The following is a 16,123-nucleotide window of genomic DNA, read 5'->3' on the forward strand; positions in this document are numbered from 1 at the left end:
TAGGGTATCCGATAGGGGATAATGGCTCTATGCAGGTTTCCCTTAGTAGTAACTTTCCGGCTCTGTCACCGAACGATTCTTCCGCCCCCGCCCCTGACGGGGAGCTTCTAAACACCCTCATCGAGGAGGCGATTGCCGCCTACTCTCCCGTGCCGCCTCAGGCGAGCGCTGATTCTGCCTCGATGCGTCAGACCCTGATGCAGCTGCTCAGCTGGGCGCATTCTTTGGATCAGGTAGCTGCCCGTGCGGTTGAGCGCGTGCAGATTCTGGGCACCGGCATGCGTTCCGTTGTGGTGCGTGTCGTGTATGAGCCTGCCGCCGAGTCTGCACAGTCTTTCGAGTCTACACAGTCTTTGCCGACCTCGATTATTGTGAAGCGTTACCGCCGTAAGGATTCGACGGTGAACGCGGGCGGTTTCGGGTACCTGCGTGAGCGCTACGGTTTGGAGGCGCTGAACCGGCAGGTTCCGGGTCTGTTCCCGCAGCTCTATGGCGCGGACGCTGAGCTGCGCGTGCTGGCGCTGGAAGATGTGAGCGCCGGAACCGTTGAGGGCGAGCAGTATTCGGTCGCCCACGCCCTACTGGAGGGCACCGAACAGCAGGCGCTGGATGCGCTGAACTACTACATTGAGGCGTACCGTTCCCTTGCCGCCAGCGGCATCATGGGCGAGGCGGTGGAGGATTACCGCCTGAACCTGGCGCGCGCCGACCGCAAGGCGCAGTTCCCGGGTGCTATCGCCTCGCCGGGGCTGGCTGAGCGCGGTTTGAAGAAGCTGTACGGTGTGGCTGACGAGGCGCGCGCCCCCGAGCACGGTGCTGACAGCCCGGCTTCCAGCTCTGCCGCGCATGAGGACGCCCCCGTTCTTCCCGCCGCTGTTGAGGAGCTGTCCTTCCGTTTCCGCCGCGTTCTGCAGCCCTTCTTCACCAAGCGCCCGCCGGTACCCGAGCAGTTCAAGCTCAACCGCGGCAAGGTGTATATGCTCTCTTCGGGCGATTTTTCGCCGCAGAACGTGTTGATTGGTTCGGCGGACGGGGCGCAGGTGCGCATGGTCGATGCGGAGGGCACCTGCCTGCACCACCGCGGCTTCCCCTTCGTTGAGGCGATGTTGGGCTTCCCCTCCTCGCCGGAGTACCCGCGCTACCGGGTGGACCGTAAGAAGGCGCTGCCGGCGCTGTACTCTGCACTGTTCGAGGACGCCCCGCTGGATGAGCACCTGGCGGAGGATTTGGCGGTGTGCACGGCGGTGACCGTGTGCGCCCTGTTGGAGCTGTACTCTTCTTCGGCGCGTGCCGGCTTGTTGCCTCGTATTCGCCGTGAGAGTGCGCAACTGATGCGCCTGCTGCTGGAAATCGCTGGTTCTCAGGATGCAACCCTCGCCGATTTCGCGGACCGTCTGGGAGCGGTCGAGTAACCAGCGGATATGGCCTTCGACAAGGTATTTTATAAATCTCAAAAACGTAAGGGTGAGCCCGCCACAGAGTATGTCTGTAGCGGGCTCACCCTTTGTTGTGCCTATTTTATGGTCACCCCAGCATGGGTCTATCTGTGCGTGCGGACCGTCTTTATTCGCCCTCTACCAGAGCTCGTCCTCTGCACCGTAGGCGGCGAGTTCCTCACGAATCACCGACATCGACACCGAGGAGGAGTACCCGCGGCGAGCCAGCATCCCCAGCAGTCGGCGGGTCACCTTATCCTTTTCGGCGCGGTCACTCAGATCCATGCCGGGGCGCAGCTTCTTACGCACCAGCTCGGCGGCATCCTCACGTTCCTGCTCGTCGGTGCGCTGAGCCAGTGCGTTCTCCGCCTCTTCACCGCGCACCCCGCGTTCGGCGAGCTCACGGCGCAGCGCGGCGCGGGAGAGCTTCTTGGTGCGGCTCTTCTGCGCCACAAAGCTTTGGGCGTATTCGGCGTCGTCAATGAGTTTTGCTGCCTCGAACTTATCGAGTAGCGGCTCAATGAGCTCCGCGTCGAATCCTTCTGTTTGCAGCTTCTTACGCAGCTGACCTCGGGTTTTTGCCGAGTACGCCAGCTGGTTGTACACGATGGTTTTAGCGCGCGTGTAGGGGTCTGTTTCTTTCGCAGCGCGGGCGGCACGCACCTTCTGTTTCCAGGAAGGCACGTTGCTTTCCGGCGGTGAGGAAGCATGTCCCATCTGAGAGCCGCCTGGTTGGGAGACCCGAGCTCGAGAACCACCCTTTGGGGAACCGACCGAAGCGGCACGGCGCTTTCCGGTACCGACGCCCTGCGCCTCTTCCTCAGCGATACCGCGAATGAGTGCTTCTTCGGCGGGGGTGAGTTCTTCGTTCAAGGCGCTTCCCTCCCTAAATAGGTTGCTCCCCGAGCCGCGGCGCGTGGGGCTCTTGCGGATTTCCTCGTCGTCGCTTCGAGCCCCGAAGGCGGGCGCGTAGGGCGAGCGGCTCCGCATTTTCTCTTGCTGCGCCGCGCTCATACGGCGGAACCCACGCTTATAGTCGGTGTTCTTGGAGGCACGCGAAGACTTGCGTTTCTTCTGCTTATCCCGCTGAGCGGCTTGCCTCTCGATCTCTTCCTTCTCTTCGGCAGTGAGCCCCGAGCCGATGGAGGCGGCACCCGCTCGACTCATGCGCCCCGCCGCCATAGGGCGCGGCTCGGCACCGCCGGGGGTGAAGGCACGAGCGGGCGCTTCGTCAATGGAGACGGCGGGCAGGTTCGGGTCAACGAGCAGGCTACGGCGCGGGGATTCGCCGTCTTCCTCAGAACTGCCACCTTCAGAACTGGCGGGCACAGCCTGCAGGGGCAGCTCGGGTACGCGGAACTCCCCGGCGTAGTCACCGCCGTTATCGCGGGCGATGCTTTCTTCAACAAAGCCGTGCGAGGCGGGGTGCCAGTCCGGGAACTCCTCAGCGGCTACCGAATCCGCGGTCCTGTTCCGCACCCATTTTTTGGATGCGTTTTCTGTGGCCGCTGACTTCTTCTGAGGCGCTGGCTTCTTCTTATGCGCGAGCTTTTCAGCCTGCCGTGCTTTCGGCTTAGGTTTCTGGGATGCGGTTTCTTGGCCCCCACGCTGCTCCGCTATCGTTTCTGGGGGTGCCGCTTCGTCCGAGGGTACCCAATATTCCCCCGCGTACTCTGCTTTAGGGTACTCTGTTTCAGGGTACAAAGGCTCTACCGGATACGCAGGTTCGTCCTCGTAGGGAGGCTCATCAGGGTATGGGGGTTCATCAGGGTATGGGGGCTCATCCTCATACGGGGGCTCTTCAACAGAAGGAGGCGCCTCCCAGCTGAGGATGGGCTCCGCCAGGGCGGCAGGCGCCTCAAAATTGAGCGCCTCGAAGCCGCCTACCTCAACCGGCGGGGCGGTAGATTCAAACGAACCAGTAGCTTCAAAGGAAACAGACGCAGAGAAAGTCGAGTCATGGAATGCAGGGTCATGGAAGGCTGACCCCTGCATAGTTGAGGGACCGAAGTGTGGTTCGGTCGCATCCAGCGCCGCAAAACCGGCGTCGCCGTCACGCGCGCTGTTTTGCTCACGCTCTTCATGACCGTTCTGTTCCGTCATGTTCAGTTCCTCCTCTCCCCTGTGTTGGCTCGCTTGATGACCCGTGCGCCCGGCTATACGGCGCTCCCCCATTGTAACGAGGCGTTGTCTCGGCACCCCCGATACGCCCGTTAACGGGCTCCCGTTAACGACAGATTGCCGTGCACCGTGCGGAATGCACAGCACACGGCAATCAGTCGTGGCGTTAGCAAGAAGCTACGCGGGCGGGTTTAGAACTCCTCAGCCAGCTCGTCCAGCGGGTCGTTGCCCTCGGACTCAGCAACTGCCTGCTCCTCAACTTCTTCCTCAATGATGCCCAGCTTCACCAGAACCTTGTACTGCAGTTCCTCGGTGAGCTCGGGGTTGTCCTTGAGCAGCTTACGAACGTTCTCGCGGCCCTGGCCCAGCTGCTCACCGTCGTAGGTGAACCATGCGCCGGACTTCTTGACGATGTCGTTCTCCACCGCCAGGTCCAGGATGCCGCCCTCAACGGAGATGCCCTCACCGTAGAGGATGTCGAACTCAGCCTGCTTGAAGGGCGGAGCCATCTTGTTCTTCACGATCTTGGCGCGGGTGCGGTTACCGATCGGGTTAGCGCCGTCCTTGAGGGTCTCAATGCGGCGGATGTCGATACGGACCGAAGCGTAGAACTTCAGCGCCTTACCACCGGTGGTGGTTTCGGGAGAGCCGAAGAAGACACCAATCTTCTCACGCAGCTGGTTGATGAAGATTGCGGTGGTGCCGGTTGCAGAGAGGCGGCCGGTAATCTTACGCAGCGCCTGGCTCATGAGGCGAGCCTGCAGACCCACGTGGGAGTCACCCATGTCGCCTTCAATTTCGGCGCGGGGTACCAGCGCGGCGACGGAGTCGACGACCACGATATCAACAGCGCCGGAACCAACCAGCATGTCCATGATTTCCAGCGCCTGCTCACCGGTGTCGGGCTGAGAGACCAGCAGCTGGTCGATGTCCACGCCCAGCTTAGCCGCGTAGATTGGGTCCAGTGCGTGCTCGGCATCGATAAACGCCGCCACGCCGCCTGCCTTCTGAACGTTCGCTACAGCGTGCAGCGCAACGGTGGTCTTACCGGAGGACTCGGGACCGTAAATCTCGATGACGCGGCCGCGGGGCAGACCGCCAATACCCAGAGCGGCATCCAGGGCGATAGCGCCGGTGGAGATAACCTCGGTCTTGGTGATTTCCTTATCACCCAGGCGCATGACTGCACCCTTGCCGTAGTTCTTGTCGATCTGTGCCATCACGGCTTCAAGTGCCTTGGCGCGACCCTCTTCGGGAACGCGAGCTACGCTCTGAGACTTGGTGTTCTTAGCCACGGTAGTACCTCGTTCTTTGTGTTGTCAGTGGTTGACGGGAGTAATGTTTCTTCGGAATCGGTGGGACTCGTAATCGAGACCTTGAAGGTTTTGGCCTACCGGTTCCTTCTGAGACTACTCTAGGGTCACAGCCTGACAGGATAAGGCCATTTTTTAAAATCTGTGGAAAACTTTGAAGATTTTTCCGAAAAATTCCTGATGTGGAAAGTCTAGCATGAGTCGAACAAAATTACGACCCGGTTTCGAATAAATCGGATAGGGTTTCGGCATATATTTTCGAAAAACCCCGGATTCTCGGCTAATTATTCGAAAATACCTCCCGCACAGGCGCCAGCACTCGAACAAACGCTAGGGAACAGACGGTGGGCACCGCCCATACGCTAGAACACGCCAGGCTCACTACCTAGCGCAGCGGTTCCTTATCCGGACCCAGGCGGCGCTCCTGCGGAATCTCCTGCTCATCACAGATCGCCAGCCACACATCCCTCGGGTTAACGCCCTGGTCCAGCGCCTCCGCAGCGGTCACATGACCCAGCGAGCCCAGCACCAGGTCCCGCGCAAGTACCGGAGCATACCCGGCACCGAACTCATACTCCATGCACGCCCAAAATTCGCTCAGCTTCACAAGCGCTCCTTCCGCTTCACCGCTAGTTTGCTTCATAATTCGTCACATCGCTCGGTAATAAACCGAGAATAAGCGATGCCGCACACCCACCTTACGGGGATGCACGGCATCGCTTCACGTTTAGCGCGGCATGTGCCGCCTCGCGTTACTTCGAGAGAATGTAGTAATCGCTCTTGTACTGCTCAGACATCTCAGCCGGAACAGTATCCGGGATCTGAACGCCCTCGAGAACCGCCATACGGTCGGCAACCTCACGCAGCATCTGGGACATCGGAATGTCCAGAGCCTGGCAAATCCACGCCAGCAGTTCGGAGGAAGCTTCCTTCTGACCGCGCTCAACTTCGCTCAGGTAACCGAGGGAAACACGGGCACGCTGGGAAACCTCACGCAGGGTGCGGCCCTGACGCTGGCGAACGTCGCGAAGGACCTCACCGATTGCCTGTCGCAGGGGAACAACCTTAGCTTCCTCAACGACCGGGGCGGCCTGTCGGGGGGTCTCCTCGATTTCCTTCCACTTAGTAATGCCATTAATCGATACGCGCTGCTTAGCCATGAGCTTCTATATCACTTTCCTGAGTAGGTATTCCCGACGCGCGGGACTGTACATAGTTAAGCCTAACTGATTTTTGGAGCGTGAGCTAGGAGCCCCGCCATTTTTGTCTTCTTCTTACGGCTTGTATCTATTCAAACAGACGAACCTATGCCTTTATTCCCTCGGAGCTGAAAGAACCCTGTGAATATATTTGAACCGTAAAATTTTTTCTCAGGTAGGCGCTGCACAGACGACTACACAGCCGTTCCAGGCGCCGCACAGCACAGCACAGTCTAGCCCAGCACGCTACGCCTGCTCGTTCTCCAGAACCCCACCGGCACCGCCGCGTACCGCACGCGCCAGCAGAGCAATCGCATCCGCACTCGCCGCCGCACGAATCTGCGCCCGGTCCCCCGAATAGTGCCGCTCAAACACCTCAGAACCGGACGGGGAACACACGCCAATATAGACCGTGCCCACCGGCTGGCCATCCGCAGGATCAGGACCGGCAACACCCGTAGTCGACACCGCATAATCGGCACCGCACACACGCGCCGCACCGACCGCCATCTGCACCGCCACCGCAGGATGCACCGCTCCCTCACGTGCCAGCAGCTGAGCGTCCACGCCCAGCACCTGAGACTTCACCTCGTAGGCGTACGAAATCACGCCGCCGCGGTAATACGCGGATGCGCCCGGCACCGTACAAATCGCACCGCCCACATCCCCGCCGGTCAGCGACTCAGCCGTCGCCACCTGCACCGGCCCCTCCTGGGCGGCGCGCAACTGCACCGCATCACGTAGCAGCAGCGCCGCCGCCTCCGGGGTGCCGGAGAAAACCTCAGCGGAGGAAAGCTCAAGGGACAGAGCGTCTTCAAGTACGAGGGGAACCATCATTCTCTCCTTTCAGCGGCGCACCGCCGCCCAAAACCTCACGCGGCACGCAACGCACCGCAGGTACAGCGAAGGGGAGCAGCACATGCCACTCCCCTCGCCTCTACTTACCGCCGCCCTGGGAGGCCTGAGCCTGCAACCAGTTACGACGCAAAATATACGCATCACGCACATACACCAAGCCGGTCCACACGGTAATCGCGGTGACCGCGCCCATCAGAACCCAACCCGGAAGCAGCCAGCCAATACCCAGTTGACCCAGCGGCAGAAGCATCAGCACCAGCGCCACCGTCTGCAGCACAGTCTTAATCTTGCCGCCCTTACTAGCGGCCATCACACCGTACTTAATGACGAACAGACGCATGATCGTAATGCCCCACTCACGCAGCAGAATCACGATCGTGACCCACCACCACAGCTCACCCAGCGCCGACAGCACAATAAACGCCGCGCCGGTGAGGAACTTATCGGCAATCGGGTCAGCAATCTTACCGAAGCTCGTAATCAAGTTACGCGAGCGCGCCAGGTAGCCGTCTGCCCAGTCCGTGAGCATGGCAAGAATAAAAATAATCCACGCCAGCCAGCGGTGCGTCGGATCAGCGGCACCAAAAGTACCGCCCGCGACCAGGGCAACAATGAAGAAAGGAACCGCAATAATACGCAGAACCGTCAACACATTCGGCACATTCCAGTTCGAAGGCTTCGCGGTGCTGACCGCACCGGCGGATGCGGAATTGCGAGCTTCATTCATAACGGCTCCTTACGGGTAGATGGCTTTCGACGGTGAGAGACCGCGTACGCACCGACACCTAAACGTATCGGGGATACGCAAACACCCCGTACCGTCCATTATACGTGTGCCGTAGCAGACATCACAGGGACGATACGGGGTGCATGTCGCGCACTCACACAGCCGAGTGGACTCAGCCGAATGGATAGGGCTCTGAAGGGCTAGCGGCCGGTCAGCTGCCAGGCGTCCTCCGAGCCCTCCTCATCGGGCTCATCGAAATAGTCGGTGACCGCCTCGCCCGTGTCCACCGCATTCGCGTAAGGGTCGGCAGCCGGAGGCTCCTCACCGCGAATACGTGCCAGGGTCGCCTGCAGGTCATCCGGACGGATGAGCACCTCACGTGCCTTCGAGCCCTCCGAGGGGCCCACCACGCCCTGCGACTCCAGCAGGTCCATAATGCGGCCAGCCTTCGCGAAGCCCATGCGCAGCTTACGCTGCAGCATCGAGGTCGAACCGAACTGGGTCGTAATCACAATCTCCGCCGCCTGCAGCAAATCGTCGAGGTCATCGCCGATTTCCTCATCAATCTGCTTCTTCGCGGCAGAGACCATCACGTCCTCACGGTAGATGGTCGGCGCCTGCTTCTTCACGTGCTCAACCACGGCGTGAATCTCAGACTCAGACACCCACGCGCCCTGAACACGCATCGGTTTCGAAGCACCCATCGGCAGGAAGAGCGCGTCACCCTGACCGATCAGCTTCTCCGCGCCGGGCTGATCCAGCACCACGCGAGAGTCAGTAACCGAGGAGGTCGCAAACGCCATACGGGACGGAACGTTCGCCTTAATCAGACCGGTCACCACATCCACCGAAGGACGCTGGGTCGCCAGCACCAGGTGAATACCCGCCGCACGCGCCAGCTGGGTAATACGAACAATCGCCTCTTCCACATCGCGCGGAGCGACCATCATCAGGTCGGCGAGCTCGTCAACAATCACCAGCAGGTACGGGTACTCATGCACCGTGCGCTTGCTACCGGGATCGGGCTGAATCTTACCCTCACGCACCGCCTTGTTGAAGTCGTCCACGTGCTTGTAGCCGTAGTGGGCGAGGTCATCGTAGCGGGCGTCCATCTCACGAACTACCCACTGCAGGGCCTCAGCGGCCTTCTTCGGGTTCGTAATGATGGGCGTAATCAGGTGCGGAATACCCTCATAGGCGGTTAGCTCCACACGCTTCGGGTCAACCATCACCAGGCGCACCTGGTCCGGAGTCGAACGCATCAGAATCGAGGTAATCATCGAGTTCACAAACGAAGACTTACCCGCACCGGTCGCACCAGCGACCAGCATATGCGGCATCTTCGCGAGGTTCGCCAGCACGAAACCGCCCTCAACGTCCTTACCCACACCCATGACCATCGGGTGCTGGTTCGCGTGAGCCTGCGGGGAACGCAGCACATCACCCAGGGCAACGGTCTCACGGTCCGTATTCGGAATCTCAATACCAATCGCGGACTTACCCGGAATCGGGGACAGAATACGAACATCCGGGCTCGCCACAGCGTACGCAATGTTCTTGCTCAACGCCGTCACACGCTCAACCTTCGTGGCGGGACCCAGCTCAATCTCGTAACGGGTCACGGTCGGGCCGCGCGAGAAGCCGGTGACCTGCGCATCCACCTTGAACTGCTCCAGCACATTCGTCAGAGCCTCAACCACGTGCTCGTTGACCTCGGAAGATTCCTTGGCGGGAGGACCAGCAACCAGTATCTCCTCCGAGGGCAGCACATAGGTGCCGCGGGAGGACTGCACAACCTGCTCGCCGCGCGCCTGCTCGGTGGTCGCCACCTGAGTGTTGTTCTGCAGCGGGCGGGATGCGCCAGCCTCGGGCGCTCGCGAAGCCGCGGGAGCCGCGTTCTTCGGGTGCGCACCCGGCGAGTGCATGCGGGTCGGAATCGGCGGCTGCGCCGCGGGTGCGGCAGGAGCCTGGGATGCAGAAGCCGAGGCGGCGGGCTGTGCCGCAGACTGTGCAGGGTTCACCACCTGGTGCGGTTTCGTCTGCGGTGAAGCTTCCTCAGAAGCGCCGAATCCGTCATATGCCTCAACGTCAAAGAGAGGCTCCTCGCCAGGAATACGGTTCACGCGGCCGTTCGCCACGGCGGCACGCTGCACCTGATCCAGGCGGGCTGCGGGTGCATCCGACGCCTCAACGTCGAAGAGGTCAGGGCTGCTCGAATAAGCACCGTTCTGTGCAGAAGTACCCTGGGCGGACGTACCCTGCGCGGCCGGTGCCTGGTTGAGGCGACCGGGCAGACGGGACAGACGGTTCGGCTTAGCCGCCGGGCGCGTCTGCTGAGCGGATCCCTGCGCAGAATCCTGTGCAGAGTCCTCCGGCTGTACCGGCATCTGCGTGGTCTCCGGGTGAGTCTCATCCACCACGGCACTCACGAATGCTTCATCACCGGCGTACTCGTCCAGGGAAGAATCGGTCGAGGCAGCGGGAGCAATGCCCAACCAACCGCGCAGACGAGAGAACAGGCCGCCAGACTTCGGAGCCGTACGCGCCGGCTTCTCATCCTCGTACAGGTAGCTACGGTCGTGCTCCTCAGCGTTCAGATCCACGGTCTGAGTCGCATCCGAAGGGCTATCCTTCGCGGAGGTTCGAGTCGTGCCGTTAGGCTTCTCACCCAAAGCCAAACCGACCAGGTGCAGGGTACGCGGCACCACCTGACGAATCGGAGTGTTCGTCAGAACCATCAGACCGGCAATACCCAGTAGCAGGTGAATCAGAATCTCAACGAACGCAATACCCCCGCTCAAACGCACAATGGGGGTGCCCAGCAGCACGCCAGCCACGCCACCACCAGCCCAGACGGCGTCAAAACCATCCGCGAACGTCGGGTGACCCGCATGGCGTGCAAAGAACAGGGATGCCGCCATCAGCATGATGAAGGACCCCACCGCCACGCGGTTATTACGTTTAATCAGGTCGGGCCCACGGAAAACACACCACGCCATGATGAGGCAGAACACCGGAATCAACAGGGCGCCCTGACCGAAAATACCACCCAGCATGGTGTGCCAGGCGTCCAGGGGCGCGCGCAACAAACCGAGGGAGGTGTGGGCACGCCAGTTGTACCACTCCACTCCGGCGCTAATCATGCCGAACAGCAGGATGGTGAGCGCGCCACCGTCACGGCGGTCTTCGGGCGCAAGGTCGGTGCGCACCGCGCCAATGGAGCGGAAGAGCCCACCGATAGCGTGAGCGATGCTCAGCCAGACGGAGGAGATAGCGCCCGCTACAGGGTTCGCCGCGTTGGCACCGCGCTGGGCACCGCCTCGGGAGGTGGTGCGCTTGCGGGTGGTCTTCTTAGTGTTTGCTTTAGTAGAGGTCGTGTTACGACCCTTCGTGGTCCGTGGAGCCATACCTTTTAGGGTATCAACCTTCCCGTTAATGTACCGATTCTTTCGTTATCAGTGAGCTAAAAAGTGCGCCCCGCCCGGTGCCTATAGAGGTGTTGATAGGGCGCTGATGAGGCGCTTCTCCCCTACTGCGTTCGCTTTCGCCGAGCTTTCACGCAGCTTTCGCGCAGCTTTCACGCGTACGTTGCGCAGATACACGGCAGGCGGGGCCGACACCAAGTATCGACCCCGCCTTTCGCTATGCCAGGCAGTTAGCCTCGCGCAGAGTATTAGTTCTTCGCAGCCTTCGAGGTGTTCTCAACAACCACGGGAACAATCATGGGCTTGCGGCGCAGACGGCGAGAAATCCAGGCACCGATGGTGCGGCGCACAATCTGCTGCAGCTGCTGCACGGTGTGCACCTTCTCGGGTGCGCGGTGCAGAGCATCCTCCAGGGCGGCAGTAATCTTCGGAACGATCTCGTCGAAGACCGAGTCGTCCTCAGCGATACCGCGAGCGTGAATATCCGGGCCGGTCACCACGCGCTTGGTGGCACGATCCACCACGGTCACGATGGACACGAAGCCCTCTTCACCCAGGATGCGGCGGTCCTTCAGATCGCTCTCGGTGACCTCACCGACAGAGCGGCCGTCAACGTACAGGTACTCGCAGGGAACCTCGCCCACCACGGACGCCACGCCATCGCGCAGATCCACGACGGTGCCGGACTCGCAGAGCAGCACGTTCTTCTTCGGAACGCCGGTCTCCATCGCCAGGTCACCGCTAGCAATCAGGTGGCGAACCTCACCGTGAACCGGCATAACGTTCTTCGGCTTGAGGATGTTGTAGCAGTACAGCAGCTCACCCGCGGCAGCGTGACCGGAAACGTGAACCTTCGCGTTGCCCTTGTGCACCACGTTAGCGCCCAGCTTCATGAGGGCGTTAATGATGCGGAAGACGCTGGTCTCGTTACCGGGAATCAGCGAGGAGGCGAGCACCACGGTGTCGCCGGGCTCAATCTGAATCTTGTGGTCACCGTTCGCCATGCGCGACAGTGCCGCCATCGGCTCGCCCTGCGAACCGGTGCACATCATCACGATCTGGTCGGGGCGGTAGTCGTCAACCTTCTTCAGGTCCACCAGCACGTTAGCGGGAACCTTCAGGTAGCCCAGCTTCTCAGCAATGGTCATGTTACGCACCATGGAGCGGCCCACGAGCACGACCTTGCGGCCACGCTCAGCGGCTGCGTCCAGCACCTGCTGCACGCGGTGAACGTGCGAGGAGAAGGAAGCCACAATGATGCGGCCGCTTGCGTCACGGAAAACGTTCGACAGCACCGGACCGATGTGCTTCTCGGTCGGGGTGAAGCCGGGAACCTCAGCGTTGGTGGAGTCCGGCAGGAACAGGTCCACGCCCTCCTCGCCCAGGCGAGCAAAGTGGCGCAGGTCGGTCAGGCGACCATCCAGCGGCAGCTGGTCCATCTTGAAGTCACCGGTGTGCAGAACCTTGCCGGCCTTGGTGCGGATGTAGACAGCCAGCGCATCCGGAATCGAGTGGTTCACAGCAACGAACTCACACTCGAACGGACCGAAACGCTCCACCTGGTGCTCCTTCACCGCGAGGGTGTAGGGCTTGATGCGGTGCTCGGCGAGCTTCGCCTCAACCAGTGCCAGGGTCAGTTCGGAACCGACCAGGGGGATGTCGGGGCGGCGGCGTAGCAGGTAGGGAACCGCGCCGATGTGGTCCTCGTGGCCGTGGGTCAGCACCATGGCAACCACGTCGTCCAGACGGTCGACAATGTAGCTGAAGTCGGGCAGGATCAGATCCACGCCGGGCTGGGACTCTTCGGGGAAGAGCACGCCGCAGTCAACAATCAGCAGCTTGCCGTTAATTTCGTACACGGTCATATTACGACCGACTTCGCCCAGGCCGCCCAGGGGCACCACGCGCAGGGTGTCCTTCTTCAGGCGGGGAGGGAGGGGAAGATTCGCTTCAAAGACGCTCATCGTGTGTCTCCTCTTTCTTCTATGTTTTCTTGTGATGTCTGTGATTCGTAGGCGACGCTTCGTACCGCATGCGCTCCCGCCGGTTCGGCTCTCATGTGCCGAGGCGGAGGTGCTGCCGGTGCGTCCAAATCACCGAAAGTATTTAAAAGTATTGGGGGCGTACTGCGCGGGTGCCTCTGCCTAAGTTACGTCCCTGTCTGAGTGGGGGCCGAATCATTGGGCGGTAAACCGTGGCAATACGCCAGAGCGGACCCCTCACCCATTGCTAGGTGTGGAGTCCGCATCCGTTGACTACATCATGCGCCCCAAAAGCGGGGTGTGACGGTAGCCTAAGTCCTCTATATATACGCGCTCTGCACGATAAGTTGTGCAGGTTCTGCGTTAAAGTTTAGGCGTTCTTCAGGGTGTGAGCGATACTCGAGGAGAGCAAGTCAGCTCGCATAGCCTGGGCAACCTCCGGTTCGGAGAGTACGTGCGGCAAGCGAACGACGGGCTCATCCAGCACACCCTGCCAGGAAAGGATTTCCTTGGCAGCAACGCAACCGGGGGCACGACCCATGGTTGCTCGGACAATCGGAGTCAGTTCCAGGTGAAGACGCTGAGCCTCCACCAGGTCCTGTGCAACGACAGCATCAATCAGGGCACGGAAGAGTGCAGGTGCCACGTGTGCGGTCACCGAAACGAGGCCGACGGCGCCCATTGCCATCCAGGGAAGGGTCAGTCCGTCGTCGCCGCTGTAGTAGTGCAGGTCGGTGGTTGCCATGACCTCGGTTGCGGCACCGAAGTCTGCCTTGGCGTCTTTCACCGCTACAATACTATCAATTTCTGCAAGGCGACGGTAGGTTTCGGGTGCGATGGGGATGCCCGCACGACCCGGAATATCGTAAAGCATGACGGGGGTCTCAGTTGCCTGCGCAACGGTCGCAAAATGGGCGTAGACACCCGGCTGAGTCGGCTTGTTGTAATAGGGGGTCACAACCAGCAGGCCGTCCACACCAATCTTTTCGGCACGGTGCGCCAGCTCAATAGTATGCGCCGTATCGTTCGAACCAACACCGGCAATAATCTTCGCGCGAGAACCGACGGTATCCTTCACAATCTGGAAGACGCGCTCGTTCTCGTCATCGGTCATGGTGGAGTATTCACCGGTGGTACCGCAGACCACCAGACCATCGTGGCCGTTCTCCACAAGGTAGTTCGCCAGGTCTGCGACCTGCTTTTCATCAACGGAGCCGTCCTTCGCGAAGGGGGTCACCATTGCGGTCAGGAGGCGACCGAAGACGGGTTCAACAAAAGTACCGGGGTTCGAAAGGTTCTCAGACATATGTCCAGAGTACGCCCGAAATGCAGATTTTTCCGTTAGAACGCATAAGTTTTCATGCGTGTTCTACTATTCGGACTCTTTCAAACCCGCGGTACTTCCACGAGAGCCTATGAAACCGGGCACATAGCCTCGGCGTTATCAGTCTCATACCGAAAATAAATGTGGCATTGACTAGGGATCGCAGGGTCAGAGCCTAACGCATGCCCTTCGCCTGACCGCCCGAACGCAACGCCCACGCGTTGCGCATCGCCGCACGGGCACGCTTGCGTTCACCACCGGCATCGTACATGCACGCCAGGTTGAACCACGCCTTCCAGTTCTCGGGGTCCTGCTCAACCGCCGCCGCAAAGCCTTCAAACTCCACCGCCGCCGCCTCACGGTCCACACGACCGGAGGGGGTGCGCGGCAGGGTATCCTCCGCCAGCTCACCCGAAGCAGCCAACTCCTGAGCCATACGCTGAATACGAGCACCGAAAAGCACCTCACGCACCAGCGCCCACGCACCCAGAATCGGCAGCAAAATCATACCCGCGCCAAGCACAATGCCAGCCACCGAACCGGAGGTGAGCATCACGAACCCCTGCTGCGCAATGTGTACCAGGTACAGGGTCAGCAGCGCGCAAGTCAGTGCCGCGAAGGTCTTACCCCAGCCGCCGGCATCCACCGTCACAAAGACGGCACTAAAAATCAGCACGCCCAGGATAGAGGCACGCGCCGCCAGAGGCAGCGGCAGAATCAGCACGGTCAGCACCATCAGCACGCAGGCGCAGACAGTCCACAAACGTAGCGAAGTCCACCAGGGGCTACGAGCCTCGGAAGATACCGGCGAGGTGTCGGGTGAAGTCTGTTCAGACAATATTCTCTCCTAGGACAAATCCATGTAGGCGTCCAAGCCCACGCTCAGGCCCGGATGCGCCGCCACCTCACGCACACCCAACAGCACGCCGGGCATGAAGGAGACACGGTCAAAGGAATCGTGACGAATCACGAGCTGCTGACCGGGATCGCCCAGCAGAATCTCCTGATGCGCCACCATGCCGCGCAGACGCACCGCGTGTACGTGAATATCGTCGACCACGGCACCGCGCGAGCCCAAAGGATCGGAGGTGGTGGCGTCCGGGCTTGCACCCACACCAGCCTCCGCGCGGGCGGCAGCCACCTTGCGGGCGGTGTGCACAGCGGTACCGGAGGGGGCATCTACCTTATTCGGGTGGTGAATTTCAATAATCTCTACAGACTCGAAGTAGCGTGCCGCCTTCGCCGCGAACTCGGTGGCGAGAATCGAACCAATCGCGAAGTTCGGGGCGATGAGCACACCCACCTCGGGGTGCTCTACCAGCAGCTCGCGCAGGGAGTCCAGGCGTTCGGGGGTCCAACCGGTCGTACCAACCACCGCGTGCATACCGTGCTCCACCGCGAAACGCACATTCGCCTCGCTGGATTCGGGAACTGTCAGGTCAATAACAATCTCTGCGCCGGCATCGACCAGCTCCTGCAGGTCATCGCCACGGCCCAGTGCCGCCACCAGGTCCATGTCTGCGGAGGTGTTGACGGCGCGCACCGCCTCAGAGCCCATGCGGCCTGCGGCACCGAGTACCGCTACCTTCCAGATTTTTTCGTCGCCCTCGTGGGCCATCTTCTCTCCTCCGTAGCTTTTGTGCACCCCGACTATGGGGCAGACGCTGTGACGTACAGCCTCTATTATCCCCCGTGTGGGCGCGGTGCACGCCATCGCACACGCTGGGTGAGATACCCC

At 60.9% G+C, this 16,123-nt stretch carries 12 protein-coding genes; 1 reads left to right on the plus strand and 11 read right to left on the minus strand.

Annotated elements, in window-relative coordinates; all coding sequences use genetic code 11:
- Window positions 1-29 precede the first annotated feature (29 nt).
- Entirely contained in the window at window positions 30-1,412 is a 1,383-nt protein-coding gene (locus HMPREF2527_RS08330) for a hemin ABC transporter substrate-binding protein (RefSeq protein WP_070507700.1), read from the plus strand.
- 162 nt (window positions 1,413-1,574) lie between these two features.
- Here the strand turns inward: HMPREF2527_RS08330 and HMPREF2527_RS08335 are convergent, their stop codons facing one another.
- The 11 genes from HMPREF2527_RS08335 to dapB form a co-directional block, all read right to left on the minus strand.
- Entirely contained in the window at window positions 1,575-3,539 is a 1,965-nt protein-coding gene (locus tag HMPREF2527_RS08335) for a regulatory protein RecX (RefSeq protein ID WP_070507702.1), read from the minus strand.
- A gap of 209 nt (window positions 3,540-3,748) precedes the next feature.
- Entirely contained in the window at window positions 3,749-4,852 is a 1,104-nt protein-coding gene (gene recA / locus HMPREF2527_RS08340; RefSeq protein ID WP_049351794.1) for a recombinase RecA, read from the minus strand.
- Between the two features lie 403 nt (window positions 4,853-5,255).
- A complete protein-coding gene (locus HMPREF2527_RS08345) occupies window positions 5,256-5,477 on the minus strand; it encodes a DUF3046 domain-containing protein (RefSeq protein ID WP_049351797.1) in 222 nt (73 codons plus the stop codon).
- Window positions 5,478-5,622: 145 nt separating this feature from the next.
- Window positions 5,623-6,030: a helix-turn-helix domain-containing protein gene (locus HMPREF2527_RS08350; RefSeq protein ID WP_012903910.1), complete on the minus strand. Its 408-nt coding sequence runs from the start codon at window positions 6,028-6,030 to the stop codon at window positions 5,623-5,625.
- Window positions 6,031-6,315: 285 nt separating this feature from the next.
- The gene (locus HMPREF2527_RS08355; protein WP_070507704.1) at window positions 6,316-6,906 is read right to left on the minus strand and encodes a CinA family protein; all 591 of its coding nucleotides are present in this window, start codon (window positions 6,904-6,906) and stop codon (window positions 6,316-6,318) included.
- Between the two features lie 100 nt (window positions 6,907-7,006).
- Window positions 7,007-7,654 carry a CDP-diacylglycerol--glycerol-3-phosphate 3-phosphatidyltransferase gene (gene pgsA / locus HMPREF2527_RS08360; protein ID WP_070507706.1) on the minus strand — a complete coding sequence of 216 codons (648 nt, stop codon included), beginning with the start codon at window positions 7,652-7,654 and terminating at the stop codon, window positions 7,007-7,009.
- 200 nt (window positions 7,655-7,854) lie between these two features.
- Complete coding sequence (locus HMPREF2527_RS08365; RefSeq protein ID WP_070507708.1) at window positions 7,855-11,061, minus strand: FtsK/SpoIIIE family DNA translocase; 3,207 nt, start codon at window positions 11,059-11,061, stop codon at window positions 7,855-7,857.
- A 266-nt stretch (window positions 11,062-11,327) separates the two neighbouring features.
- Entirely contained in the window at window positions 11,328-13,043 is a 1,716-nt protein-coding gene (locus HMPREF2527_RS08370) for a ribonuclease J (RefSeq protein ID WP_070507710.1), read from the minus strand.
- Window positions 13,044-13,431: 388 nt separating this feature from the next.
- Window positions 13,432-14,367 (minus strand): 4-hydroxy-tetrahydrodipicolinate synthase, encoded by a 936-nt coding sequence (gene dapA / locus HMPREF2527_RS08375; protein WP_005507104.1) that lies wholly within the window; start codon window positions 14,365-14,367, stop codon window positions 13,432-13,434.
- Window positions 14,368-14,560: 193 nt separating this feature from the next.
- Window positions 14,561-15,223 carry a tetratricopeptide repeat protein gene (locus HMPREF2527_RS08380; RefSeq protein WP_049348889.1) on the minus strand — a complete coding sequence of 221 codons (663 nt, stop codon included), beginning with the start codon at window positions 15,221-15,223 and terminating at the stop codon, window positions 14,561-14,563.
- A gap of 9 nt (window positions 15,224-15,232) precedes the next feature.
- Window positions 15,233-16,003 carry a 4-hydroxy-tetrahydrodipicolinate reductase gene (dapB, locus tag HMPREF2527_RS08385; protein ID WP_070507712.1) on the minus strand — a complete coding sequence of 257 codons (771 nt, stop codon included), beginning with the start codon at window positions 16,001-16,003 and terminating at the stop codon, window positions 15,233-15,235.
- Between the last annotated feature and the right edge of the window lie 120 nt (window positions 16,004-16,123).

It is taken from the genome of Rothia sp. HMSC071B01 (assembly GCF_001808945.1).
GTDB lineage: Bacteria > Actinomycetota > Actinomycetes > Actinomycetales > Micrococcaceae > Rothia.